Here is a 24403-nt window from a genome sequence, read left to right on the forward strand (position 1 = left end):
GCGAAAAGCGGTGACAAGCCGTGAAAGGTTCGCGTCGCCGAGTGATGAATTTCAAACGGTTTTTCTGACGGAGCAGCGAAATCCACCGGCTTCCGGCCAATGGCCGCCGGGTCCGGGCTCGGCCTGGGTGGCCGCGGACAGCGCTCCTCGGGCAGATCGCCGGCCGGTCGAACACGTGCATCCGGCCGTCACCCGAATGTCCGGAAGATCACACAATAGACCGGTGCGTGATGCCACGATGGTCGGGTGCGGATCCAGGGTGTGCGGCGAATGACGGTAGCGGTGGCGGCTCTTGTCACGCTTCTGCCGGCGTGCGGCACCGACACCTCCGGCCCGGCCCGCGCCGGCGGGGCGACCGGCTCCCGCGGCCAGGCCGGGCCGAGCCCGGCGGTGTCGATCGCCCCCTTGGCCGGCCCGACCCGCATCCCGGGCGTGGGCGACCGGCTGTTCCGGCAGATCCCCCGTGACTGCGGCCAGGTCGTCGTGGTGTATGGCGAGGGTGAGGACTCGGCCTACTCCACGGTCGTGCTGTACACGCGGGAGGGCCCGGAGTGGCGGCCGGTGACCAGGTGGCCGGCGCACAACGGCCGCAACGGCTGGACCACGGACCATCACATGGGCGACGAGCGCAGTCCCGTCGGCGTGTTCGGTCTCTCCGACGCGGGAGGTGTGCTCGACGACCCCGGTACCCGGCTGCCGTACGACCAGGACGAGGCCGCCTACGCGCCGCCGAACGACTGGGACGAGGCGTACCAGCACGTCTTCGACTATGTCATCGCCATCGACTACAACCGTCTTCCGGGCACCCCGCCGCACGACGGCACGCGCCCCGAGGGTGACGACAAGGGCGGCGGCATCTGGCTGCATCTCGACCACGGCGACGGCACGTCCGCATGCGTCAGCGTGTCCAAGGACGCCATGGAGTTCCTGCTGCGCACGCTGGACCCGGCCCAGGATCCGGTGACGGTGATGGGCGACCGGGCGGAACTGCGCGCCTGACGCACCGACGCGGACGCCGTCCGGCGGCCATGGCAAGCCGAACCGGTCGCGGTGCCGACGCCCCCGAAGGGGCGACTCGGCACCGGCCCGCCCGATGTCCGATCGCGCCGTTCTCCCCGAGGCGTCATTGCGGGCCGGCCCCGACTGGCCGTAGAACACCGGCCATGAGAAGACGGATAGTCATGTCCATGCTTGCCGGAGCGACCCTCCTGGCAAGCGCGCTCTTCGGCACCGGAGCCGCTGCGGCCCAAGCGGCCGACGTCCCGGCCGAGTTCGGTACCGACTGGCACGACCCGGTCACCGCGGCACCGCTCGTAGAGCGGCCGCACTCCAAGTCGTGCCAGGTCACCCTCGCCGACGCTCAGTTCCGCGACTTCACGCCGTACCGGGGCGCGTACGCCCCGCCCCAGGGCTGCGGCGACCACTGGAGCAAGGTCGTCCTGCGGCTCGACGGCAAGGTGAAGGGCCGTCAGTACGACCGCCTCGGCTATCTGCACGTCGGCGGGGTCGAGATTCTGCGCACCTCCACCCCGGAGCCCTCGCCCGACGGCATCGAATGGCACGTGGAGAAGGACGTCACCCGCTACAGCGACACCTTCCGCAGCCCGCAGGACGTCGAGATGCTGATAGGCAACGTCGTGAACGACACCTACACCGGCGTCATCGACGTACACGTCACACTGACCTTCTACGCGGGCCGCCCCGCACAGCGGACTCCCGACCGCGTGCTGACCCTCGCCGACACGCCCGGCGGGACGACCCTCACCAGTCCGCGCAACAGCGAGCGGATCGTCGCCGAGGTCTATGCGACCGGTTCGGGCGGCGGCTGCGAGGAGTTCTGGTACCTGACCGTGGCCGACCCGGCGTCGTACTCCTGCAAGGCCGATCACGGTCCCTACCGCGAGGTGCAGATCAAGGTCGACGGCCAACTCGCCGGAACCGCCGCGCCGTTCCCGAACGTCTGGACCGGCGGCTGGTCCGACCCCTACCTCTGGTACGTCATTGCGGCGCCGGGCGCCTTCGACGTCCGGCCGATCGAATACGACCTCACCCCCTTCGCGGGCCTGCTCGATGACGGGCGTCCGCACCGCGTCGAGGTCTCCGTCGTCGGCGTGCCCGCAGGCCAGTCGGGCCGGAGCGCGCCGGTGAACGTCCTGGTCTGGCAGGACGCGCACCGCGCCCACGTGACGGGGGCGCTCACCGAGGACAAGGCGACGGACATCGCCAACTCCTCCACCTACACGCCCGGTTCGGAGAACCGCGTGAACACCGAGGCCGGGCACCGGCTCACCGTGTCCGGTTACCTCGACACCTCGCACGGCCGCGTGACCACCACCGTCACCCGGACACTCGCCAACACCTCTGTTCACCGCTGGACCGACGGCGAGAACACGGACGGACTGGATGCGACCTGGTCCGACGACCAGACGGTCACCGTCGGCGGCGACGGTCCCGCGCGGACGACTCACACAGACCGGACGTACACCATGAACGGCGAGACGACCATCGGTGCGGACGACCGGCTGCGTACCGTGCTGACGCTCGGCGACCGTGCGACGGTCGTGGAACTGCGGGACGGACGGCGCACTGCGTGGTCGCGGCTCGACGACACCTACAGCGGGGACGCGACGTACACGATCAACGTCCCGCGCGACCAGCGGCACGCGGTCGGCACGTCGAGCGAGCGCTATCGGCTGTACGGCTCCGACGGCTGCTACGACCGTTCGCTGACCACGGTTCAGGGAGTGCTGACGGAGGATCGCGAGCGCTGTTGAGCACGACGAGGTGGAGTGCGCCACTCGCGCGGTGATTTGCCTGGCTGTGACACGGGTGGCTCCGCAGGGGGCCGACAGCACCGCCAGAGTGATCGACACGGATGCCGCTTTCCGTATCGCAGAAGTCCCGTCCGGCTTCCGCGAGTCGACGTCCCCCAGGAGTGCCCGTGCCGCGGTTCGTACCGTCCCTGCCGCGACACGTCGCACGCATACTGCGTACCTCCCTCTTCGCAGGTCGCCTGCGCGTTCGTGCTCGGCATCGTCGTCGAGGGGCTGTGGCCGGAGTCGGCCACGGCTTTGCAGCCGCGCATCGCCAAAACTCCACGGCCGCGCTGCTTCTCGGCCTGGTCGCAGCCAACCTGGCCGGACCGGGCGTCGGGATGCATGTCGACGCCTCGAATCTCGACACAGCGGCGGTCGACAAGCAGACCCAGGGCGGCGCGCTGCCCTCCACGACCGAGTTCATCCTCGACGCCCTGCCGATGCGCTGCTCCAGGTCCTCGTCCTGGCCTGCCTGGTGGGCGCCGCGCTGCTCCACCTCGGCCACACCAAGGTCCCGCGGATCCTGCCGCCCATCGAGCAGGCGCAGTACGTCGTCTTCGCGATCGTCGGCTTCATCATGCGGCTCGCGCCACTCGCCGTGTTCGGCGCGATGGTCCACCTCGTCGGCCAGTACGGCCTCGGGGTCATCGAGACCTACGGCAAGCTCATCGTCCTGTGCTGCGCCGTCGCCGCCGGCTTTCTCGTGCTGCTCGCGGTAGCGCTGCGGCTGGTCAACGGGCTGAGCCTGTGGAAGTTCGTGCGTTACACCCGCGAGGAGATGCTGCCCGCACTCGGCACCGCCTCCAGCCAGAGCGTCATGCCGCGCATGATGCAAAAGCTGCGGCAGGCCGGGTGCCGGGACGAGGTCGTGGGTCTGGTGCTGTCGACGGGCTACTCCTTCAATCTCGACGGCACCGCCATCTACCTCTCCACCCGACCAGGCGCCGGAGCCGGAGCCCGTCGCCTGGGTACGGCCGGCCGTCAAGGAGCCCGCACCGGAAGCGGGCTGACCGCATGCGGAGGGCCACACGGCGCGATCGCGGTGTGGCCCTCCGTGCTTGTACGCGTTGTGTCGTCCACCGCGGCCGGTGGGACTCAGCAGCTCTTGCCGCCGTCCCCCTCGACGAGTGTGTCCAGCAGCACGCCGAGCACCTGGCGTTCCTTCTCCGTCAGCGGCGCGAGGATCTCCTCGGCCGCCGAGCGGCGTGCGCCGCGCAGTTCGCGCAGGGTCGTACGCCCCTCGTCCGTGAGGGCGATCCGGGTCACCCGCCGGTTCGTCGGATCCGGCACCCGCCGTACCTTCCCGCTCGCCTCCAGCCCGTCGACCAGGGTCGTCACCGCGCGCGGCACCACCTCCAGGCGGTCGGCGAGGTCGGCCATGCGCGGGGGTGAGGCGTAGTGCGCGAGGGTGCGCAGCAGCCGGGACTGGGCCGGCGTGACGCCCAGGTCGTGCCGTTCCAGATGGCGTTTCTGGATGCGGTGTACCCGCCGGGTCAGCCGCAGCAACTGCTCGGCGAGCAGGCCGTCGGGATCTGGGGTGGTCATGCGGGAACAATATCAGGATGCCGTTCATTGTGAGTATAGGTAACAATGAGCTACGATCCGTTCGTCAATCGTCGGCCGCCTCCCGACCGGCGCCCGTTCACCTCCGTAGGAGCCCATGCACCCCGACCGAGAACCGTCCTGGACCCCGCCTGCCGACGCCAAGGAACAGCCCCGGCAGGTGCGCCGCATCCTGAAACTCTTCCGTCCCTACCGCGGGCGGCTCGCGATCGTCGGCCTGCTGGTCGGCGCCGCCTCGCTGGTCTCGGTGGCCACACCGTTCCTGCTCAAGGAGACCCTGGACGTCGCGATCCCCCGGGGCCGCACCGGTCTGCTCAGCCTGCTCGCGCTCGGCATGATCCTCAGTGCCGTCCTCTCCAGCGTCTTCGGTGTGCTCCAGACGCTGATCTCGACCACCGTCGGCCAGCGGGTCATGCACGACCTGCGCACCGCCGTCTACGGCCGGCTGCAGCGCATGTCGCTCGCCTTCTTCACGCGTACGCGTACCGGCGAGGTGCAGTCCCGGATCGCCAACGACATCGGGGGCATGCAGGCCACCGTCACCTCGACGGCCACCTCTCTGGTCTCCAACGTCACCAGCGTGGTCGCCACGATCGTCGCGATGGTCGCCCTCGACTGGCGGCTCACGATCGTCTCGCTGCTCCTGCTTCCGGTGTTCGTGTGGATCAGCCGCCGCGTCGGCAACGAACGCAAGAAGATCACCACACAGCGGCAGAAGCAGATGGCCGCGATGGCGGCCACCGTCACCGAGTCGCTCTCGGTCAGCGGCATCCTGCTCGGCCGCACCATGGGCCGCTCCGACTCGCTCACCGCGTCCTTCGCGGAGGAGTCCGAGCGGCTGGTCGACCTGGAAGTGAAGTCGAACATGGCCGGGCGCTGGCGCATGGCCGTGATCACGATCGTCATGGCCGCGATGCCGGCCGTCATCTACTGGACGGCAGGCCTGGCCCTGCAGTTCGGCGGCCCCAAGGTCTCGCTCGGCACCATCGTCGCGTTCGTCTCGCTGCAGCAGGGACTGTTCCGGCCGGCCGTGAGCCTGCTCGCCACCGGTGTCCAGATCCAGACCTCCCTCGCCCTCTTCCAGCGCATCTTCGAGTATCTGGACCTGCCCATCGACATCACCGAGCGCGACCTGCCCGTCCATCTCGACCAGGTCAAGGGCGAAGTCCGCTTCGAAGGCGTCGAGTTCCGCTATGACCACGACGACCGGACCCGCCCCGTCCTCGACGGCGTCGACGTCACCGTGCCGGCGGGCGGCAGCCTCGCGGTCGTCGGCCCCACTGGCGCGGGCAAGTCCACGCTCGGCTATCTGGTGCCCCGCCTCTACGACGTCACCGGCGGCCGCGTCACCATCGACGGAGTCGACGTCCGGGACCTCGACTTCGACACCCTCGCCCGCGCGGTCGGCGTCGTCTCGCAGGAGACGTACCTCTTCCACGCCTCGGTCGCCGACAACCTCCGCTTCGCCAAGCCGGACGCCACGGACGAGGAGCTGCGGGCGGCGGCCAGGGCGGCGCAGATACACGAGCACATAGCCGCGCTGCCCGACGGTTACGACACGGTCGTCGGTGAACGCGGCCACCGCTTCTCCGGCGGTGAGAAGCAGCGCCTCGCGATCGCCCGCACCATCCTGCGCGATCCGCCGGTCCTCATCCTCGACGAGGCGACCAGCGCGCTCGACACCCGTACGGAGGCCGCTGTCCAGGAGGCGATCGACGCCCTGTCGGCCGACCGGACGACGATCACCATCGCCCACCGGCTGTCCACGATCCGGGGCGCCGACCAGATCGTGGTCCTCGACTCCGGCCGGGTCGCCGAACGCGGCAGCCACGAGGAACTGCTTGACCTCGACGGGCGGTACGCCGCGCTGGTGCGCAGGGACGCGCAACTGGAACCGACGAGCTGAACGCGGCCGTGAACGACGCGCTGACGCTGCGGCCGACAGACTGAATATATGCCGGGTTTGCGGTGATATGCGTATTACCGTTCCCGCATGCAGACGAACAATCCGCCACGGAGCACGATTCGACTGACACGCCGGGGCAGACTCGCCCTGGTCGTGGCCGGCACCGTCGTGGCCGGTACCGCCGTGGCGGTGCCGTTGCTGATGCTGGAGAGCCGAGCCAAGCAGACACCGTACGCCATGCTGGTCGTCCCGGAGGGCTGGCGTGCGAGCCAGGTGTACGACGCGATCGACAGAGTCCTCCAGTTGCCGAAGGGAAGCACGCGCAAGTCCGTCGGGAAGGCCGGTCTGAAGCTGCCGGGCGATGCCGCGGGCAACCCGGAGGGCTATCTCTTCCCTGCGACGTATCCCGTCGTGAAGGGAGCGACGCCCGAGTCCCTGCTGCGCTTCATGGTCGACACCGCCGACAGCAAGTTCAATGTGGTGCCGATCGCGGCCGGGGCGCAGCGCAATGCGATGAACGTCTACCGGACCGTCACCGTCGCCAGCATCGTGCAGGCCGAGGCCGCGACCAAGGCGGACATGGGCAAGGTCGCCCGGGTCGTCTTCAACCGGCTGGAGCGCGGGATGCCGCTGCAGATGGACTCGACGATCAACTACGCGCTGAACCGCAACACCCTCCGCACCGGCCAGGACGACACCCGTATCGAGAGCCCCTACAACTCCTACCAGCGCATGGGCCTGCCGCCCACACCGATCGACAACCCCGGTGAGGACGCGATGCGTGCCGCGCTCAATCCGACGCCGGGCAACTGGCTGTACTTCGTCACGGTCAGGCCGGGAGACACCCGCTTCACCTCCGACTACAGGACGCACATGCGCAACGTCGCGGAGTTCAACTCCCTCCACCAGGGCAAGGGTCAGGCACCGGGCCCGAGCCAGACTCCGGCCTCCCCGCGGCCCCCGGCCGGCTGAGCCGACGGGACGTCACGCGGCGACCGGCTGTTCCTCGGCCAGCAGTCGCCTGATGTCCCGGACGGCCGCGCGGCCCGCCCGGTTGGCGCCGATGGTGCTGGCCGAGGGGCCGTAGCCGACGAGATGGACGCGCGGATCGGCCACCGCCCGGGTGCCCTCGACCCGGATCCCGCCGCCCGGCTCGCGCAGCCGTAGCGGACGCAGATGATCCAGCGCGGCGCGGAACCCCGTCGCCCAGAGGATCACATCGGCGCTCACGTGCCGTCCGTCGGCCCACTCCACCCCGTCCGGGGTGATCCGGTCGAACATCGGCTGCCGGTCCAGGACGCCGTCCGCGAGCCCCTGCCGCACGGCGTCGTTGAGGGGCAACCCGGTGACCGAGACCACGCTGCGCGGGGGCAGCCCCTGGCGCACCCGCTCCTCCACCAGCGCGACGGCCGCCCGGCCCACTTCCTCGTCGAACGGTCCCTCGCGGAACACCGGAGGCCGCCGGGTGACCCAGGTGGTCGCGGCCGCGTACGGGGCCAGTTCCAGCAGGTGCTGGGTGCCCGAGGCGCCGCCGCCCACGACCACCACCCGCCGGCCGGCGAACTCCTCGGGTCCGGCGTACTGCGCGGTGTGCAACTGCCGCCCGCGGAAGGTCTCCTGACCGGGATAGCGCGGCCAGAACGGCCGGTCCCAGGTGCCGGTCGCATTGATCAGGGCACGGGTCGACCAGGTGCCGTCCGTGGTCTCCACGAGCAGCCGCCCGCCGTCGCCCTCCCGTACCGCCCGTACGTCGACGGGCCGTCGCACGCGCAGGTCGAAGGTGCGCTCGTACCGGTCGAAGTACTCACCGATCACCTCCGCCGAGGGGCGCGCGGGATCCGCGTCCGTCAGCTCCATGCCGGGCAGCGCGTGCATCCCGTGCACCTTGCCGTACGTCAGCGAGGGCCACCGGAACTGCCAGGCGCCGCCCGGGGCGGGGGAGTGATCGAGGACGACGAAGTCGCGGTCCGGCTCGAAACCGGTGCGCCGCAGATGATAGGCGCTGGACAGCCCGGCCTGACCTGCGCCGATGACGACAACCTCGACCTCACGCGATTCGTTCACGCTTCTACCAACCGGGCTCGGGGTCCGGATCTTCCCGAGAGCCGGCTGAAGGTCGTGCTTCCGCAGCATCGGAACTCAGGCCGCGCAGTGGGGCCCGAGGCAGCGTCACGGCCAGCGCGGGTTTCACGGTCGGAGGCACGGCCGGGCTGCCGGCGCATCCGGAACAGGCCAGAGACCAGTGCGGGTCCGGGGCCGATCACGGTCCCGAACAACAGTCCGAACGCGGCTGATGCTCATCAGCGCTCCACGGAGGGGAGAAGCAGGGGCTGGAGGGCGCCCGGGGGACTCGGCTCGTACGCCTGACACGTCAGGCTCGCCTGAACGGCGTGTCACCGGCAGGGCAGCGGAGCCCGAGGGAAGAGCAGCGGAGCCCGAGGGAAGCAAGAAGCGGGGTAGCGCATCAGTGGCCGCGGCGAGACGCGGCGGAGGCCACCCGCAGCAGGTCGAAATGACCACGCGTGGTGAGCAGGGCTGAACGCAACATGCGGCACAACGCAGCGAGATGGCCGCGCCACGGTCAACGGCGTCTGGTTCTGTGGACCGGCCGTCTCAGGACACCCTTGTGCCCCTCGGTGGAAACCCGGCGTATGGGCCAGGATGGGGGGCATGCCAGATGCCTTCACCACCCGAATGCTGCACGTTTCCACCGGCTCCCGGGAACGCGTCGTCGACCTCACCGCCGACTGCGAGGACTTCCTGCGCGAGGCGGCGGCCGGCCGCGACGGTCTGCTCAGTATTTTCGTTCCGCACGCCACCGCCGGAATCGCCATCATCGAGACGGGCGCCGGCAGCGACGAGGACCTACTCGCCGCCCTGCACACCCTGCTCCCCGCCGACGACCGCTGGCAGCACCGCCACGGCAGCCCCGGCCACGGCCGCGACCACGTCCTCCCGGCCATCGTCCCGCCCCACGCGACCCTCCCGGTGATCGCCGGCCACCTGGAGCTGGGCACCTGGCAGTCGGTCTGCCTGGTCGACACGAACAGGGACAATCCCAGCCGTCAGGTGCGGCTGAGCTTCTTCGGCTAGGGATTCGCTTCGGCGGGACTGTATCGGCGAGGTCCAGCCGCGCCAAACGACCCTTGGAACGTTGAGAAGTGCCCACCTTGAGATGGACGTCATCGTGTACTCATACGCGAGTGGCGGGCTAGGCCCCTGAGCGGTCGGGTGGATGCTTGAACCCACGACCTCATCGTCCCGAATGAGGTTCGGTCACCGATCTTGCAGCACGTATCACGTTTGCGCTGGTCGCTCCCGTGGACGTGGCCATCAAGCGGCAGCCACTTGGGAGCCATCTGGGAGCCGAACCGCTTGCAAAGGCCTCGGGGCGGCAGTGTGCGAACGGCAGGGCTCGCCCCGGGTGCCCGCCGGCGTCTCGGGCGTGCTCAACCCTGGCCGGCCGAGGCTATAAATCGCGGATCGGCGCGGTCAGGGCTGTCGGTTGTTCGAGGGTGCCGCTGTGTCCCGAGCCCGCCACCGCGCGCACGCCGCGCGCTCCCGCCCGGGGCGGTCAGCCCGCCGCGATCTCCACGCCCAGCCGACCAGGGATCTGGAGGCGATGCTGCCCGGCCTCATCGCCGATCTGCGCGAGACGGCCGGTGACCACCGCCACTGCGACGAGGCGGCCGGCCTCCTGACCACGGCCTACCAGACCTCAACGAGCCTGCTGCTCAATCAGGGTGACCACGGCAACGCCTGGTTCGCGGTCGGCCACGGTTGCCGAGCGGCGCGAAGGCCAGGCGGTTGGCGAGGTGCAACGCATTCACGGCCACGGACAGGAAGGTGCGCAGACCCAGGTCTCCAGCAGAGTGGGATGGATGACCCGGGTCCAGTCTCTGTGAAGGTTCGACCATGTGGCCAGGGTGAGGCCCGTCGAGGCCGGGCCCAGGCGGGCGATGACGCTCATCCCGCGTCGGCCCTCGGCAGACGGCTGTGCCCGGGCCTGGCTCGCCTCGGCCGTCCACCTGGCAGCTGCGGAACGCTCCTGGGTAGCCGCCTACTGGTCCCGAGCCGACCGGTCCCGCCCGCGCTCCGCCCAGGCCCAGGTCCTGTGCAGCGGCTCGTCGCCGGACAGCCGAGGAGCTCAACCCGTATGGAGGGCCAGGCCGTTGGCGTGACGAATCGGACTGACCGGCTCCGATCCGATCCGGAGAACAGATGTGAGAAACGGCAGTAGCATGCGTCACAGGAACCGGAAACAACGGTGGGGGGTACATGTCGGTACAACGGGGGACGGCGTGTGTCGTTTTCGATGTCGAGACGCTTGCGGACGGACCACCGGCGGCTGACTGGGCGGAGGGTCCCTTGCCGGTGCGCTTAGCCGCCGGAGTGGCCGACCGGGAACGGCGGATGACGTACTTCGAGCCGCGCGTCGGAGAGTCCCTCTACGGGGCGATCGGTCACCCTTCCCGCTGGCACCGTTCCGTTCCCCCTCTCCCGCATGCTCCCGGCGGGACGCCCGCCGCGCCCGTGGTGGAGGCGATGGAGGTGCTGCGCCTGCCCCCGGTCCTGGCCTCAGACGCGCCCCGGCGGGCCGTCGTCGTCCTGCACGTGCGGCTGTCCGGCGATCCGCTGAACGACCTTCCGCGGCTCCGCGACCTGACGGCGATGCGCGCGGAGTACGCGCGACTGCTGCCTGCCGGGGTCCGGCCCCTCGAATCCGAGCGCAAGGCATGGGTCCTGTCGCACGTCACGTTCGACGACGGAGCCCTGCCCGAAGTCATGCCGCCGGCGTACGCGGGGTGGGGTGCCCGCGACCAGTGGCTGTGGTTGTCGGCGTCCGCCACGCCGGTCGACCGCTTCCCGCCCGATCCGGAGGACGATGGGCTGTTCGCCGGGAGAGTTCGGCTCTCCGCGGACTGGCAGGCGCTGGTGCTACGGGACGGCGCGGCCTTCGTCGGCACCTCACCGGACTCAGGCGACGACGCCGGCTTCCACCCCAGGGCCGTTTCGCTCGTCCACACCATCTACCTCGATGCGTTCCTCCTCGGACGTTTGCAGGTGCTGGGCGTCAACTTCCTGGCCAATGCCCTGGCCCGGCTGCCCGCGCGACGGGCGGAGGCCCGACGCCTGCTCGACCTGGAGCGCAAGCAAATCGAACTGCGGCGGGCGCTGTGGTCCTCCCACATCACCGTGCACGGCAACGCCAACACGCTCCTCGAGCGCTTCCAGGAACAGCACCGACTGCCAGGACTCCTCATGCAAGCCGGGACAGCGCTCGCCGATGCCGCCCGCTATGTGGAGACCGCCCGGGCCCGGCGCAACGGGCTCGCCGTCGGGCTGCTGTCCACCCTCGGGCTACCGTTCGCCGTCGCCTATGCGGCCGGGGCGCTGTGGGGGGAGCCCGGACCGAAGACGCTGCTGTTCAGCACGCTCACGGCGCTCGTGATGACGGTCGTGCTGTTCATCGCGATCCCCGCCCTGCGGGAGCTCGCGTCCGCCGAACTTCGAAGGCCGGAGGACTGATTTCCCTTGCTCGTCACGCTTTACCGTTCGGGACCGCTCAGACAGCGGCTGGCCAAGGGGTACACGGTGATCGGCCGACCGCGCGACCGGGACCAGTACAGCCTGGAGACCCGGGCGGCGATCACGGCACGGCTGCTGGCCAAGCCGCTTCGGTTACCCGTCCTGCCCACCGGCGTGCCCTTGACCCTGCGTAGCGTCCCCCGGGCCCCTGCCGCGGTGTGGATCGACACGGGACATGTCGTGCTGCACGACCAGGCCATGCGGAGGGCCGTGGCCGGGGCGTTGGCCGAGGCCGTGGCCGTCGTGGCCGACGAGACGCGGAAGGCCGGCGGTCTCTTGATGCCGAGCGGCTGGGTTCCCGGCGGAGGTGACGACCCGGCGGGTGGGTTGTGCGCGGACCTGCACTCCCTCGAAGTGGTCAGTGACGTACAGCGCGAACTGCTCTGCAATCTGGTCCGCGAGTACTCGCCGTCCTTGATCTCCCTGACCGCACGCCAACTCCACGGTCCCGCAGGTGCTTCGCCCCGGGGTTCAGCTCGCCTCTCCCGGGCCACCGACCAGGTCGCGACGCGCTATATCGCCTCCTTCTCACCTCAGCACCTCGACCGTGTACGGGCCGGGCTGCGGCGCAACGAGCGGCTGGCCCGGCTCGAGGCGATGGACGTCAACCCGCTGGGTGAGGCGAGCCTGGCGGCGGAGGGCGACGTGGCCCTCCGCCTCTTCGACGCCCAGATGTCGATCTCTTCGGCCATGGCGCACGCACTCGTCGCGCAGGCGATCGCCATGCGGGTGCGGGACCTGGAACGAACGGGCCAGCGGGTGCGCTCCGTCCCGCAGCCCGTGCTGGAGCGCAATCGCTCACGGGCGATCGCCCACGGGCTGGCCGCACAGTTCGACGTCGAGCAACGGTCGTCGGCCGGCGGACCAGCCAAGCCGAACGGTGCTCGTACGACCACGACCGCGATGGTCACGGCGCGGCAGGCGGCGTCGGCGATGCTCGCTGAACTCCTGCCGTACTTCCGGCAGCTCGACGCCCACCCCGACGAGCTCTCCCAGATCTTACTGGGCCTGGAGCTCACCGCCGACGCGTCCTCCGACGGCTTCGTGTGCAACGAGAACGACCTTCTCGCCAGGTGGCACGAGCAGGACACCGGCCTGCTCGCGGCCGACTGGCTGGCGAAGGGGCTCAGGTCACCCGAGTGGCTGATCAAGGATCATGTCAGCGCCGCCAACCTGGACCGTGCGGCAGGCAGCACCTCGGCCGCCCGCGTCTGGCTGGCCGAGCAGCTGGACCCCGCACGTGCCGTGCCGGACCGTCAGAAGACCACCGGAACGTCGGGACAGCGCGGGACGAACGCAGCGGCCAGCCGCCCGGCGCCTCGTTCGGACAAACGCAGCGGGCCACACGCCGGACTGTCCGCCGAGCGGCTCCTCGACGTGGTGGCGGGTGCCGACCGGACGCCCGGCGAGATCGTCGAGGCACTACGCGCGTACTGCCGGTCGGCCACCGTTCCCGATCTCACCCGGCCGTTGCGGCAGCGGGACCGCGAGGAGGCGAAAGCCCTGCGTCGTGTGCTGCGCCCGCCGCGCGCCCAGCAGGTCAGCTGCGACAGCCCGTTGTCGTCGTGGGACGAACCCGCGGCCGGTCGCGCGCTGAGCAGCGCCGGCGAGTCGGGACTCGCGCTCCTGCACTGGGACGTACCTGAAGCCGACCGCCCGCGGGTACGGGCGGGACTTCGCGCGCTCGGTCGGCCACCTGGCGGCGTCAGATCCGTCCTGCTCACCGACACCACGTACACGGGAAAGGCGAAGGAACGCCGCGGCACGGTAGAGCTCCTGCTGGTCGCGCCGGCGGGGGACAGGACGACCGACGCCGCCGAGGAGGCCACCTGATGACCACGCCACATGCCGCGGCTGCCGTGCCCGTCATGCTGGATCTGCGGGCCCACCGGAAGGTGCCCGGATCGCCCGACGGCTACGTGGAGCTGTGGGAGCGCCTGGAGCCCGTCCTGGTGACGGTCGACCCCCGGTCGGGGCCGCGGGTGCGGCTCGACTTCGGCGAGGAAGGAGAGGTCGGGGTCTGGTTCCTCAGCCCGGCCACGGCGCCTGTGCCCTTCAGCGCGGCAACGCCCTTCGCCGTACGTGGGGTTCTGGAGCCGCCGGCGGTCCGGTACTCCTGCGACACGTGCCGGGCCTCCGGAACGACCACCTATGCCCCGTTCACCTGCACCGGCTGCGGCACCAAGGAGAGACCCGGCCGGGTATGCGACGCTCACGCGGTCTTCCTGGAAGGCAGCCTCCGGGCGTCCTGCGCCCGGCACGTACCCACCTGCCGGTGCGGCCGGCCGGCCCGCAGCTGGTGCGGAGGTCCGCGCTGCCGGTCGGGGCGGGCGTGGTGCGGCGACCATCTCGTCGCGCACCCCGGCGATGCCTCCCTGGCCTACTGCGTGGACTGCCACGCCGAACGCTTTCCCGCCTGCGAACGGCCTGGTTGCCCGGCCACGGGGCACATCCGCTGCGAGCACCGAACCCTGGACGACGCACGCGCCTGCGGCCGCCGGGTCTGCGGCGAGCACGTCATGCGGTGGCAAATCTACGGATCGCGGAGCAAGGGGCTCGCGCTGTGCAGCCGGCACCACAGGGATCTGCGTGGGTCCGCTCCCGAGGCCCTGGTCGCCCTTGTCGTGGCGGGTACCGTGGCACGTTCCCAGGCCCGCCGTGGTAGCCGGTACGAGGGACGCCGGGCGGCGTTCCTGCCGCGTATCGGCATCGTCCGGCACATCTTCATCAACACCCGCCAGCTCGTCCTTGACATGGGGGCCGTCGACGCCCTGTTCGTACGGCTCCAGGACGACCTGCGACGCCGCGGCGCCAGGGACGGCGGCAACCTCGTACAGACCGCTCTCCGCCTTCTCGACGAGCAGGCGGCGTCACGGCGCGAGGACGTGCAGCGGTTCCGCGACAGCCATGAAGAAGGACGCGGGCACTTCGCACGGTTGCGGACGCTGCTGCAGCAGTCCGGAAAGCACGAGCTCGCGGATGCCGTCACGTTCTCCGACTACAGGCGCAAGAGCAACATCCTCTTCGTGCGGGTCCCCCAGGAAATGCGCAGCCGGTTCATCGGTACCGGCGGCGCGGTGATCAAGGATCTGCGGACGCGGCTCGGTATCAACATCCAATTGGAGCGGGAATGAGTCTCCCCGGTTTTGCGCCGGACAACACGCGGCTGATCACGGCGACGGGGCAGGGGCTCGTGGCCGGCAACCGGCTGGCCTTGTCCGCGCGCCGGGTCTCGGCGGAGACCGCGGGTGTGCTCCTGCCGCGCGGCACCGGCTCCGACCGGTCCGTGGCCGTGCGGCTGGTCCCCGTCCCCGAGCTGCCCGAGGACGTGCTGGTCGTTCCGGAACAGCTGGCTCTGGAGTACGGGCTGGCGGAGGCGCCGTGGAGTCTGAACCCCGTGAAAGCGGCGGTGCCGGCGGCAGTGGAGCTGGAATCACCGGCCGAACTCTCCCTGGACGAGGCCACCCGACGCGTACAGAACTCGACGCTGCTGTCCGGCCACGTCTTCGTGTACGGAGACGGTCAGGGACACGCGGACGAGTGGATCGACGTCGGGGGCCACCCCTTCCGGGTGCGTTCCGCCACCGATGGGTCCGGGCAGCCGCTGGACGGACTGCTGAGCATCGGCGCGGCGACGAGGATCAGCGTGTTCGCCCCGGGTGTGCGGAGCGCTGTCGACATCGTGGTGCTGGCCGACTGCAGCGGCTCCATGGGGGCCAATGACATCCCCGACGTACGCGAAGGCCTCCGTGTCCGAAGGGACCTCCGGGTGACCCGGATGGAAGCTCTCAAGAGGGCCCTGCGCACGATGATCGACGCTCGGGCTCAGGTGGACGGCCTGGTCACGCGGTTCGCCCTCGTCCGGTTCGACCTCACCACCCAGGTGCTCTTCCCCGGGCGGGACGGCATGGCCGAGGTGACGACCGCTCCCGGGGACCGGAGTCTGGAGCAGCTAAGAGGTGCCGTCACCCTGCTCAAACACGGTGACCAGCCCACCGACATCGGAAAGGCCCTGCACCGGGCCGGGGAACTGCTCTACCGGCACGGCGTGCCCGACAACGACAAGCTCATCGTCCTCGTGAGCGACGGGGCGCACTGGGCGCCGCTGAGCGAGGACCGCAGCGGCGAGTCGGTCGTGGGCACGGAAGACCCGGTGTCGACGATGGAGGAACTCCACACGGAGCTCGGCATCCGGCTCCACGCGGTGGGGATCAGCGACCAGACGCTCTTCGGCCGCTGGTGGGAGGACTACTGCAAGCAGCAGAAGGTCCGTCTCCAGCCGCCCCAGCACTTGGTCCCCAACCACGAACTGCTGCAGCAGTTGGTCGACGTCGCCGGCGGCGACCGGCACCGCATCGGAGGGGTGGAAGTGCTCGAGGAGTACTTCGCGGAGCTGGGCAGCGGCGTCGCCAGGTCCGTCGGCTCCCCGGCGCAGAGGCGGCTGCCCGCGCTGCAACTCGACCCCGCAGCTGTCACCGTCGCGCCCCGTCGCGCGGTGATCGACCCGTCCCGGCGGGAGCGGTGGGAGACGCAGGTGGAGACCGTCCTCGGGCTCTACTCGGAGATCTGCGCAGCGTCCGTGCCGCGGCTCGGTTACGCGCTGTTCGACGCTGCGCCGCCGGTCGACCTGCAACGGCTGCGACGGATCGCCGTGAGCCACATGGATTTCACCGCCTGGCTGGCAGCCGCCTACAAGGTGTTCCACGAGCGCATCCACAAATCCGTCCGTTTCCCCAAGTCGGATCCGAAGTACGCGGCGAAACTCCCCTTGCCCGCACTGGTGGAACCTTTGTGGGACGGGCGGTTGGGAGAAGTGCACGGACTGCGCAATTTCTTCCTCCACAACCCGGAGTACGAGAAGCGGACGGAGGAGCAGAACCGCCAGGTCGGCGAGGTACTTCTGAAGCACACCGGAATGTACGCGGTGGGCGAGGAGGACGCCGAGGGCTGGCAGCGGCTACAGGGAGGTTTGCTCCGCAACCTGTCGGCGGTGCTGAGCGAAGTCCTCGAACTGCTGGTCTCCCCACCGCCCGGCCAGGGGAAGCACGTTCCTTCCCCCGCCGAGCCGGCCGCGCCCCCCGCCCCTGCGTCGTCCGCGCCCGCGGCCGCCCCCAAGGGCGTACGTGTCATGCAGCAAGGGTGGTGACCGACGGCCACCGGCCGACCTGACTCCCTCAGGCTCGCTGCCGGAACAGTGCCGCGACCCATCGCAGCAGCCGCCGCCACGTCGACCGTCCGTCTCTCGTGCCGGTCACGGGAGACGGAGCCTTTGCGGCCTTATCGCGCGCTGCCTGTTCTCTCCTCTGCCGCTTGCTGCGGGACAACTCCCTTTCTGCTGCGACCCTGTACGAGGTGTACTGCAGGACCTGGGCCACCTCTTCGTCCATCGTGGCAGCCGTGTGCCCTGCCGCGAGGACGGCGGTCGCGGAGCGCAGCCGCCGGGCGTCCTCGTGCCGCTGCTTCTGCCGCAGATGCTCGAGGATGTCTTGGAGGCGTGCGGGGCGCCCTTCCACGGCGGCGAAGAGAACCGCGACGGCACAGTTGTGCACGCTGCGCACCCGGAGATGGTCGTAGACCTTGAGCGCCCGATCGAGGTCTTCGGCGGCCTGGTGGACGGTCTGTACCAGCAGTCGGCGGTCCTTCCGGGCCGTGAGGTTCTTCATGACTTTCGCGGTCCGCGCGGGACCGCTTCTGAAGAGTCGCGAAATGTCGCGCCGAAGCATGTGCGGGTTGCCCTCGCCCATGACGCGCCGCAGGTGCTGTGCCTGGTCGAGGGCCGAGCCGGGGAGGGGCGTGCGCTGGACGGGCACGCTCGGAGGCGCCTTGGGGACGGGTGTGGGCGGCGACTTCTTCTTGGGGCGGACGCTTTTCTTCTGCTTCTGGAGCGGCCCGCCCGCCGGGAGTGGTTTTTCCTGCGGGAGCAGGATCTTCTGAGGCGCCGGCACGCCGGTACGCGGCCGGGTGCCCGGCGACGCGGGAGCGGCGGCCGGGCGTGCGGCCGAGGAGCCGCCGCTCGATGGCGTGGCGCCACGCTCGACGGGCAGGACGATTCTCTGCACCGGGTGCTGCGTTCCCGACTTCCGCGGTTTCCGCGCCATGAAGTCCCGTCCTTCCCGTTCCGGTCCGAAGGTCGCCACCGTGCACCCCTCATGATGCCCAAGAGAGCCCACGGGTGAGACTGGATTGCTCCCGCGGTGCGGCGCCGGTTGCCATGTCACTGCCCACCGTCCGGGACGGTCTCGGAAGCGGGACGAATGGTGAACACCTGGTCCCGCTACGAGGGTGAGGACGCCCATCAGGTTCGGGGGAACGGCCGAGAGAGCCAGGTCTGCGCCGGCGGTCTGGGCTTGTTGGCGGGCCGCGAGGAGGTCCTTGGTACCGGTGAAGTCGCAGAAATCCAGTGCGATGAGGTCGATGACCAGGCACTGATCGGGGGACAGGGCCGGCAGCGACACCGGTGGAAGCGGCGCTCGCAGGCACCACGATCGTGCCAACCAAGCGCTGAGGCTCGTCATCAGATGTACGGAGAGCATGCCGGTCGGGTCCCAGCCCGATGGGCGACGTCGGCGCGACTTGCCGCGCGCCTCACCGGTTCTGGTGCTGAGGTGCGCCCGTGAGGGGCCGACCGCGGTAGTCAATGAGTCTGTGCCCGCAACCCGGTTGGCCTGGGGTTGTCTTTGCGGAGGTTGGCGGGCACCAATAAGGACAATGTCAACCGTCAGGTGCGTCTGTCGTTCCTCGGGTAGTTCCGAGGAAGTCACGACTGCAGCTTCTTCACGCGTGACAAATGCGGGGGCCGGAAAAGCCGGCCCTGACCCCGAATCGCCAAGGCGGAACGCACGACTCGCGAAAGCCGGTCGTCCGAACAAGGCTCGCGCGGGTATCTGGGCGCCGAGGACAATGGCGGTTCGCTGGTGCGGGCTTCGGCGAACTCGCTGGTGGAATTCTTCTTTCGCCAGGCTGTTACTCGCTGCCGCATCGCCACACCGGTCCGCCTCAGAGCTCCCGAACCCGCCAAGAGGCGAACAAATGCCCAATAACGTACGGTGTGATGGACGCAGCAAGCCGGGCTCGCCGTGACGGAAGTCTGCGCAGCGCGCGGTAGCCCCGGCTCGTCCAAGCCGGGAGAAGAAGCATGACAATACGCGTCCGGCAGCAGGCCAGGAGCCGCCGCTGCACAGCCCTGCGCACCGGGATCCCGCTGGTGACTCTGGCGCTTGCCGTCACGGGGTGCGGTGCATCGGTCACACCAGGAGGGACAGCCGACTCCACCGGATCCCTCACTGCAAGCAGATCCCTCCCCGCTAGCCATGGCACACGAGCCTCGGGTACCGCCAGTGCCGTGCCGAGCCGCACCGGCACTGAAGCCGTCCCCGCCACCGAGAGTGCCGCCCGGTCGGCATCTGCCGCCACCTGCACCGACCGATACCTGTCCGGCATGACCACTGCTCAACGGGTGGGGCAGCTTTTCATGGGGGGAATCGCCGCGGCCAACCCCGACCAGGCCCAGCTGCGCACTCTGCGCGACAACCATGTGGGGTCCGTCATGCTGACCGGCCGCAGCTCCGCCGGTACCACGGCGACCAGAAAGCTCGTCGACGGTTTCCAGGGCCAAGCGGACCAGGTCGCAGGCCGACGGGTCGGCCTCCTGATCGCGACCGACCAGGAGGGCGGCCGGGTGCAGGTGCTCCACGGCCCCGGCTTCTCGACCATACCCAGCGCCCTGACCCAGGGCAGCTGGTCGACCGCGACGTTGCGTACCCAGGCCGCCGGATGGGCCAAGCAGCTGAAGGCTGCCGGGGTCAGCCTGAACCTGGCGCCGGTCGCCGACGTGGTCCCCGCCGCTCTGGGCACCCGCAACATCCCCATCGGTTCATTCCAGCGGGAGTACGGCCATACCGCGGCCACCGTCACCTCCCACACCAGCGCCTTCGCCGCCGGCTTCGCGCAGTCGGGCGTGATGACCACGCTCAAGCACTTCCCCGGGCTGGGCCAGGTGATCGGCAACACCGACACCACCGCCAACGTCGTGGACTCGGTGACGACCACCGGCAGTTCGAGCCTCACGCCGTTCCGGGCCGGGATCCGGGCCGGGTCACCGTTCGTGATGGTCTCGTCGGCCACCTACACCAAGATCGACCCCAAGCACCTGGCGGCCTTCTCACCGACGGTCATCGATCACCTGCTGCGCAGCCAACTCGGCTTCAAGGGCGTGGTCATCTCGGACGACCTCGGGAACGCGGTCGCGGTCCGCTCCTTCAGCTCTGGCCAGCGGGCCGTGAACTTCATCGCGGCGGGCGGAGACATGATCCTCACGGTGCGGCCGAGCACCGTACCCGCGATGACACAGGCCGTCCAGACCCGGATGCGACAGGACGCCTCCTTCCGGACCAAGGTCAACGACAGCGTGCGTCGGATCCTCGACGCCAAGCACAACGCGGGCCTGCTCGACTGCCGCTGAGGCCTTGAAGCGCGTGTGTCGACGGTCTTCGGCCTCGATCGAGCCCCGTCACCGTCGATCTCGGCAACCGCCGTGGCGGCGATGCCACCGGCGGTTCAATCCCACAGTCACCACAGAGGGGCGCCCACGCGTCGGTCGGCCAGAGGTCGGCGCCGAGGTCCCGTACCGTGCCGGGCTGCTCGGGGGCGTAGCCGGTGGTGACGCCGCGGGCGCCGCGGGTGCCCTCGGCGCTCGGCATCATCGGTGCGGGACAGGACTGACGATCAAGATGACAAGGAGCGAGCACCAGTGGTCCTGCGGCGGTCGTCGGATGCCGGCGGACGACGGCCGCGGCAAGGTGAGCACGGCCCACCGGCCGCGGGGTTCCGTCACTGTCCGTGTTCACCGCGGGATCCGATGGTGTGGGCGAAGCACCCCCCGGTGTTATTCAATGAGGTGTGCGGTCAGGGATCTCGGGGCCCCGTCGCACGGGTCCGAGTACGGCCTCGGCGCTGCGCCGGGGATTGCTGAGAGAGCCGCATGGACTCCACACCCTCCCCCTCGTCATCGTCGCCGTTCGACCTGGTCAGCAGTGCCCTGGGGCGCTACATCCCGCGCGGTGGAGCGACAGCGGGCGCCGGTCCTGACGACGCGCAGGGCGACCGCACCGTCCGCCGTCGCGTACCCGACAACCCGGCAGGCAATGGTCAGGAGCAGATTCTCGGCGTGGTCAACCTGGACACGGATCTGAGAATCACTCGCTGCAATCTGGACGCCCCCGTATTCGCGGGTCTGGACGCCGTGGCCGGGAGTCCCTTCGTCGAGCTCCTGCCCCCCGGCGACGTACCGACCGTCACCCGGCGGTTGCGGCAGGTCCTGGAGACCGGTGAGGCGCACGTCGCCCGGATCCAGCGCTTGCGGCGCGCCGACGGGTCGGAGCTGGTGGTCTCGATGAGCATCCTGCCCGCCGCCGTGCCTCAGGAGGGGCTGACCGTCTCCCTGATCGCCATGGCCAGGAGGCTGCACCTGTACGCCGCCGAGACCGCGATCGGCACCTCGCTGGACATCGGCGAGACCGCGCAGTCACTGGCGCAGTCCCTGCTGGCCTGGGGAGACGTGGCTGCCGTCGACCTCGACTTCGCCGTGTGGACGGGCGAGGGAGTCACCGGGCAGGCGCCCGGGCGCATCCGGCTGCGGCGGGCGGCCCTGGTGCCGGACCGGGCGTGGCCCGAGGGCTATGTGACTCCGGGCGACGATCTTCCCAGCGATGCGAGTCGCCTCCTGGCGCAGGCGGTACGGCGGGACGACGCCCCGCAGGCCATCGTCATACCCGACCGGGAGGCGGTCGAGCGCGTGCTCGGCAGTGCCCGGTTGATGCGTGCCCTGGTGCCCAGCGACCGGTCGGCGGGTGTGGCGTGCATACCGCTGGTCCTGGACGGCGCGCCGCCCGTCGTGCTGGGCGTGGCGGAGGTATGGCGGCGGGCGGACTGCCCCTTCCGCGACAGCGAGCTGTTCGACCTGCAGGAACTGGTGGCGAGGACCGCCCACCACGTCGACCTGGCCCGTCAGCACCAGCGCGAGCACACGCAGGTGCTGGCGTTGCAGCGTCGGCTGCTGCCCCGGACCGGCGGCGACACCATCGAGATCGCCAGCATCTACCAGCCCGCCACGCCCGACAGCGCGGGCGTCGGCGGCGACTGGGTGAACAGCTTTCCGCTGCCGGACGGCCGTACGGCGCTGGTGGTCGGTGACGTCGTCGGGCACGGCCTGGGAGCCGCGGCGACCATGGGCCAGCTGAGCATGGAGGCCCGCGCGCTGCTGTCCGCGGGGCTCGGGCCCGACGAGGTGCTGGAGCATCTGGACAAGACCGTGACACTGCTGGACGACGCGGAGTCCGGGCTGGCGGCCGGCTACAGCGCCCTCGGGTCGACCTGCTGCGTCGCCCTCTACGACCCGGTCAGCCACCATGTGGCGCTCGCCAGCGCCGGCCATCTCCCCCCGGTCCTGGTCTCCCCGGACGGGCACGCGAGCCCGCTCGCGGTCCGCCCTCACCCCGGCCTGGGCGCCGAGTTCGCGCTGCGCGAGCCGTTCGACGTGCACACGTTCCGTGCGCCCCCGGGTTCTCTGCTGGCCCTCTACACCGACGGCCTGGTGGAGGATCCGGCCCTGTCGATCGACGAGGGCATCGGCAGGCTGGCGGACGCCGTGTCCACGGTGCACCCCTGGGACGCCCTGCAGCAGGCCGCACGGCATGTCGTCTCCACGCTGGCACCGGCGCGCCAGCGCGACGATGTGACCCTGCTGCTCGCGCGCATGATCGGCTACCGCAAGGAGGACACCGCGACCTGGCGGCTGCCCGCCCGCGACGACGCGCCCGCCCGTGCCCGCGCGCAGGTCTGCGCGCTGCTGCGGCAATGGCGCACCAGGGACGACACCCGGGACCAGGTGTCGCTGCTGGTCAGCGAGCTGGTCACGAACGCGGTGCGCTTCGCCACCGGTCCCATCACGGTACGGCTGATCAGGGCCGGTCACGGCTTGCTCTGCGAGGTGGGCGACACCGGCAACGGCAGGCCCCGTCTGAGGCGGGGCGGCCTCCTCGACGACGGCGGTCGTGGCCTGCGCATCGTGCACGGGCTCACCACCCGGTGGGGGGTGCGGTGGACGGACGCCGGCAAGGTGGTCTGGGCGGAAGTCGCGAGGTGACGCGGCCGCGGGGCGGGGGAGCGGGCCGATGTACGGGGGCGCGGCCCGGGCGCGGCCGCCGTAGGGGAGCGCGGCGAGGGTACGGGCGCCGTACGCGTCACCCGGCGCCACCGACGGTCCGGACGGTGCCCTCGGTGGTACCGGTGGCGTGACCGGTGATGCCGAGGGCCCGTTCGCTGGTCCGGGTGGCGCGGGCTCGCACTACAGCCACTGCCCTTCCAGGGCGGTGGCGGTGAGGCCAGGTGCCGCCGCGTACATGACGGCGCGGTTGCCCGACTTCTGTCCGGCGTCGTGCGCCCGCCGCATGATGTCGAACACGGCGGCGCCTCCGCGGTTGCCGGTGGTGTAGCTGTCCCGGCTGTAGTCCAGCAGCCCCGACGGCCACGCGTCGGGCATCGTCTGCTCCATGTACTCCAGCACCCGGGTCCCGCCGGGGTGCGCCAGCAGCACGTCGGGGTGCCAGGCGTCGGGGTCGTCCTCGTAGCGGACGCGCAGCCACTCCCACATCGCGGTGACCGTCTCCTGCACGGCGCGCGGCCCGCGCCGGTCCATCACGAAGTGGGTGCCGTCCGCCCTCGTCTCCAGGCGGTGCAGGTCTTGGGTGCCGGGGAGGGTGTGGTGCCAGGCGGAGTCCAGTCGCAGCACCGACTCGGGCCTCGGGCGGCCCGTGACCACCGCGGCGACCGCGGTGTCCGCGAACAGCAATCGGACGATCAGGGACTCGAGCGTGTCGTCCGCGGGCTGGTAGGTCGTGCTCAGCGCCTCCGCGATCACGACCAGGACCACCCGGTCGGGGTCCGCGGCCACGAGGTCCGCCGCCAGCGCCAGGGAGCGGGTCCCCGCGATACAGGCCCACTGCGTGGCCGGCAGCAGCATCACGTCGTTGCGGAGCGGAAGCTTGTTGGCCAGGGCGATGTCCAGACCAGGCAGCGCCGGGGTGGTGGAGTGGCTGGTGATCAGGCAGTCGACGTCCGCGACGTCCAGCCCGGCGATCTGCAGGGCCCCGCGCGCCGCACGCTCCCCGTAGGACTGCACGGCCTGCCAGGCCGGCGCGGTGCGCTCCTGGACCGTCTGCGGCCCAGGTATCGCATCGAGTGCGGCGATCGCGCGGTCCACGTCCTGCTGGCTGAACCCGTCGCGCGCCAGCGCCTCTTCGGCCGAACCGATGCCGACAGCCCGCAGGCCACCGCCGTTGCCGGGTGCGACGGCGGTCTCCAGCGGCAGCATCCACCCGCGGGTCTCGATGCCCGTGCTGGCCGCGATGCCGTCGATCCGCGGCGCCCACGGCGCATGCGGATGCCGGTCGCGCACCTCCGCCACGATCTCGCTGGTCTTCACGGCGTGCTCGCCATGGATCACGGCAGGAGGACAGACGTAAGCGGACAT

At 70.5% G+C, this 24403-nt stretch carries 15 protein-coding genes and 1 pseudogene; 12 read left to right on the plus strand and 4 right to left on the minus strand.

All coding sequences use genetic code 11. The annotated features are described in order from the left end of the window. Positions 1 to 270 precede the first annotated feature (270 nt). From ACWCQS_RS23800 to ACWCQS_RS23810, 3 genes and pseudogenes are all read left to right on the plus strand, one after another. Positions 271 to 999, plus strand: coding sequence for a L,D-transpeptidase family protein (locus tag ACWCQS_RS23800; protein ID WP_451006303.1), 729 nt, complete (start codon positions 271 to 273; stop codon positions 997 to 999). A 164-nt stretch (positions 1000 to 1163) separates the two neighbouring features. Beyond that, entirely contained in the window at positions 1164 to 2774 is a 1611-nt protein-coding gene (locus ACWCQS_RS23805) for a peptide-N4-asparagine amidase (RefSeq protein ID WP_451006304.1), read from the plus strand. Positions 2775 to 2941: 167 nt separating this feature from the next. Further along, a pseudogene (locus tag ACWCQS_RS23810) lies at positions 2942 to 3747 on the plus strand (cation:dicarboxylate symporter family transporter); the annotation flags it as partial. A gap of 164 nt (positions 3748 to 3911) precedes the next feature. On the opposite strand, the gene ACWCQS_RS23815 reads toward ACWCQS_RS23810, so the two are convergent. Next, the gene (locus tag ACWCQS_RS23815; RefSeq protein WP_388632959.1) at positions 3912 to 4361 is read right to left on the minus strand and encodes a MarR family winged helix-turn-helix transcriptional regulator; all 450 of its coding nucleotides are present in this window, start codon (positions 4359 to 4361) and stop codon (positions 3912 to 3914) included. Positions 4362 to 4476: 115 nt separating this feature from the next. Here ACWCQS_RS23815 and ACWCQS_RS23820 point away from each other — a divergent pair, with 115 nt between their 5' ends. Together ACWCQS_RS23820 and mltG are read left to right on the plus strand one after the other, a co-directional pair. Then, on the plus strand, positions 4477 to 6285 hold the full coding sequence (locus tag ACWCQS_RS23820) for an ABC transporter ATP-binding protein (RefSeq protein ID WP_451006305.1): 1809 nt from the start codon (positions 4477 to 4479) through the stop codon (positions 6283 to 6285). Between the two features lie 87 nt (positions 6286 to 6372). Next, positions 6373 to 7257, plus strand: coding sequence for an endolytic transglycosylase MltG (gene mltG, locus ACWCQS_RS23825; protein WP_451006306.1), 885 nt, complete (start codon positions 6373 to 6375; stop codon positions 7255 to 7257). 12 nt (positions 7258 to 7269) lie between these two features. Here mltG and ACWCQS_RS23830 read toward each other — a convergent pair whose 3' ends face one another. Continuing rightward, positions 7270 to 8349 (minus strand): NAD(P)-binding domain-containing protein, encoded by a 1080-nt coding sequence (locus ACWCQS_RS23830; RefSeq protein WP_451006307.1) that lies wholly within the window; start codon positions 8347 to 8349, stop codon positions 7270 to 7272. Positions 8350 to 8955: 606 nt separating this feature from the next. Between ACWCQS_RS23830 and ACWCQS_RS23835 the strand changes: the two genes are divergently transcribed. From ACWCQS_RS23835 to ACWCQS_RS23855, 5 genes are all read left to right on the plus strand, one after another. Continuing rightward, on the plus strand, positions 8956 to 9378 hold the full coding sequence (locus tag ACWCQS_RS23835; RefSeq protein ID WP_451006308.1) for a secondary thiamine-phosphate synthase enzyme YjbQ: 423 nt from the start codon (positions 8956 to 8958) through the stop codon (positions 9376 to 9378). Positions 9379 to 10659: 1281 nt separating this feature from the next. Continuing rightward, positions 10660 to 11814: a hypothetical protein gene (locus ACWCQS_RS23840; RefSeq protein WP_451006456.1), complete on the plus strand. Its 1155-nt coding sequence runs from the start codon at positions 10660 to 10662 to the stop codon at positions 11812 to 11814. Between the two features lie 6 nt (positions 11815 to 11820). Further along, on the plus strand, positions 11821 to 13707 hold the full coding sequence (locus tag ACWCQS_RS23845) for a hypothetical protein (RefSeq protein WP_451006309.1): 1887 nt from the start codon (positions 11821 to 11823) through the stop codon (positions 13705 to 13707). Further along, positions 13707 to 15008 carry a KH domain-containing protein gene (locus ACWCQS_RS23850; RefSeq protein WP_451006310.1) on the plus strand — a complete coding sequence of 434 codons (1302 nt, stop codon included), beginning with the start codon at positions 13707 to 13709 and terminating at the stop codon, positions 15006 to 15008. The genes ACWCQS_RS23845 and ACWCQS_RS23850 overlap by 1 nt, the downstream gene beginning before the upstream one ends. Next, positions 15005 to 17020, plus strand: coding sequence for a vWA domain-containing protein (locus ACWCQS_RS23855; protein ID WP_451006311.1), 2016 nt, complete (start codon positions 15005 to 15007; stop codon positions 17018 to 17020). The genes ACWCQS_RS23850 and ACWCQS_RS23855 overlap by 4 nt, the downstream gene beginning before the upstream one ends. Positions 17021 to 17048: 28 nt before the next feature. On the opposite strand, the gene ACWCQS_RS23860 is transcribed toward ACWCQS_RS23855, so the two are convergent. After that, a complete protein-coding gene (locus ACWCQS_RS23860; RefSeq protein WP_451006312.1) occupies positions 17049 to 17933 on the minus strand; it encodes a hypothetical protein in 885 nt (294 codons plus the stop codon). Between the two features lie 1379 nt (positions 17934 to 19312). On the opposite strand from ACWCQS_RS23860, the gene ACWCQS_RS23865 reads away from it, so the two are divergent. Continuing rightward, positions 19313 to 20335 carry a glycoside hydrolase family 3 N-terminal domain-containing protein gene (locus ACWCQS_RS23865; RefSeq protein WP_451006313.1) on the plus strand — a complete coding sequence of 341 codons (1023 nt, stop codon included), beginning with the start codon at positions 19313 to 19315 and terminating at the stop codon, positions 20333 to 20335. A gap of 519 nt (positions 20336 to 20854) precedes the next feature. Then, a complete protein-coding gene (locus ACWCQS_RS23870; protein WP_451006314.1) occupies positions 20855 to 23017 on the plus strand; it encodes a SpoIIE family protein phosphatase in 2163 nt (720 codons plus the stop codon). Between the two features lie 201 nt (positions 23018 to 23218). On the opposite strand, the gene ACWCQS_RS23875 is transcribed toward ACWCQS_RS23870, so the two are convergent. Continuing rightward, positions 23219 to 24403: a type III polyketide synthase gene (locus tag ACWCQS_RS23875; RefSeq protein WP_451006315.1), complete on the minus strand. Its 1185-nt coding sequence runs from the start codon at positions 24401 to 24403 to the stop codon at positions 23219 to 23221.

Source organism: Streptomyces sp. NPDC002076 (assembly GCF_053593835.1).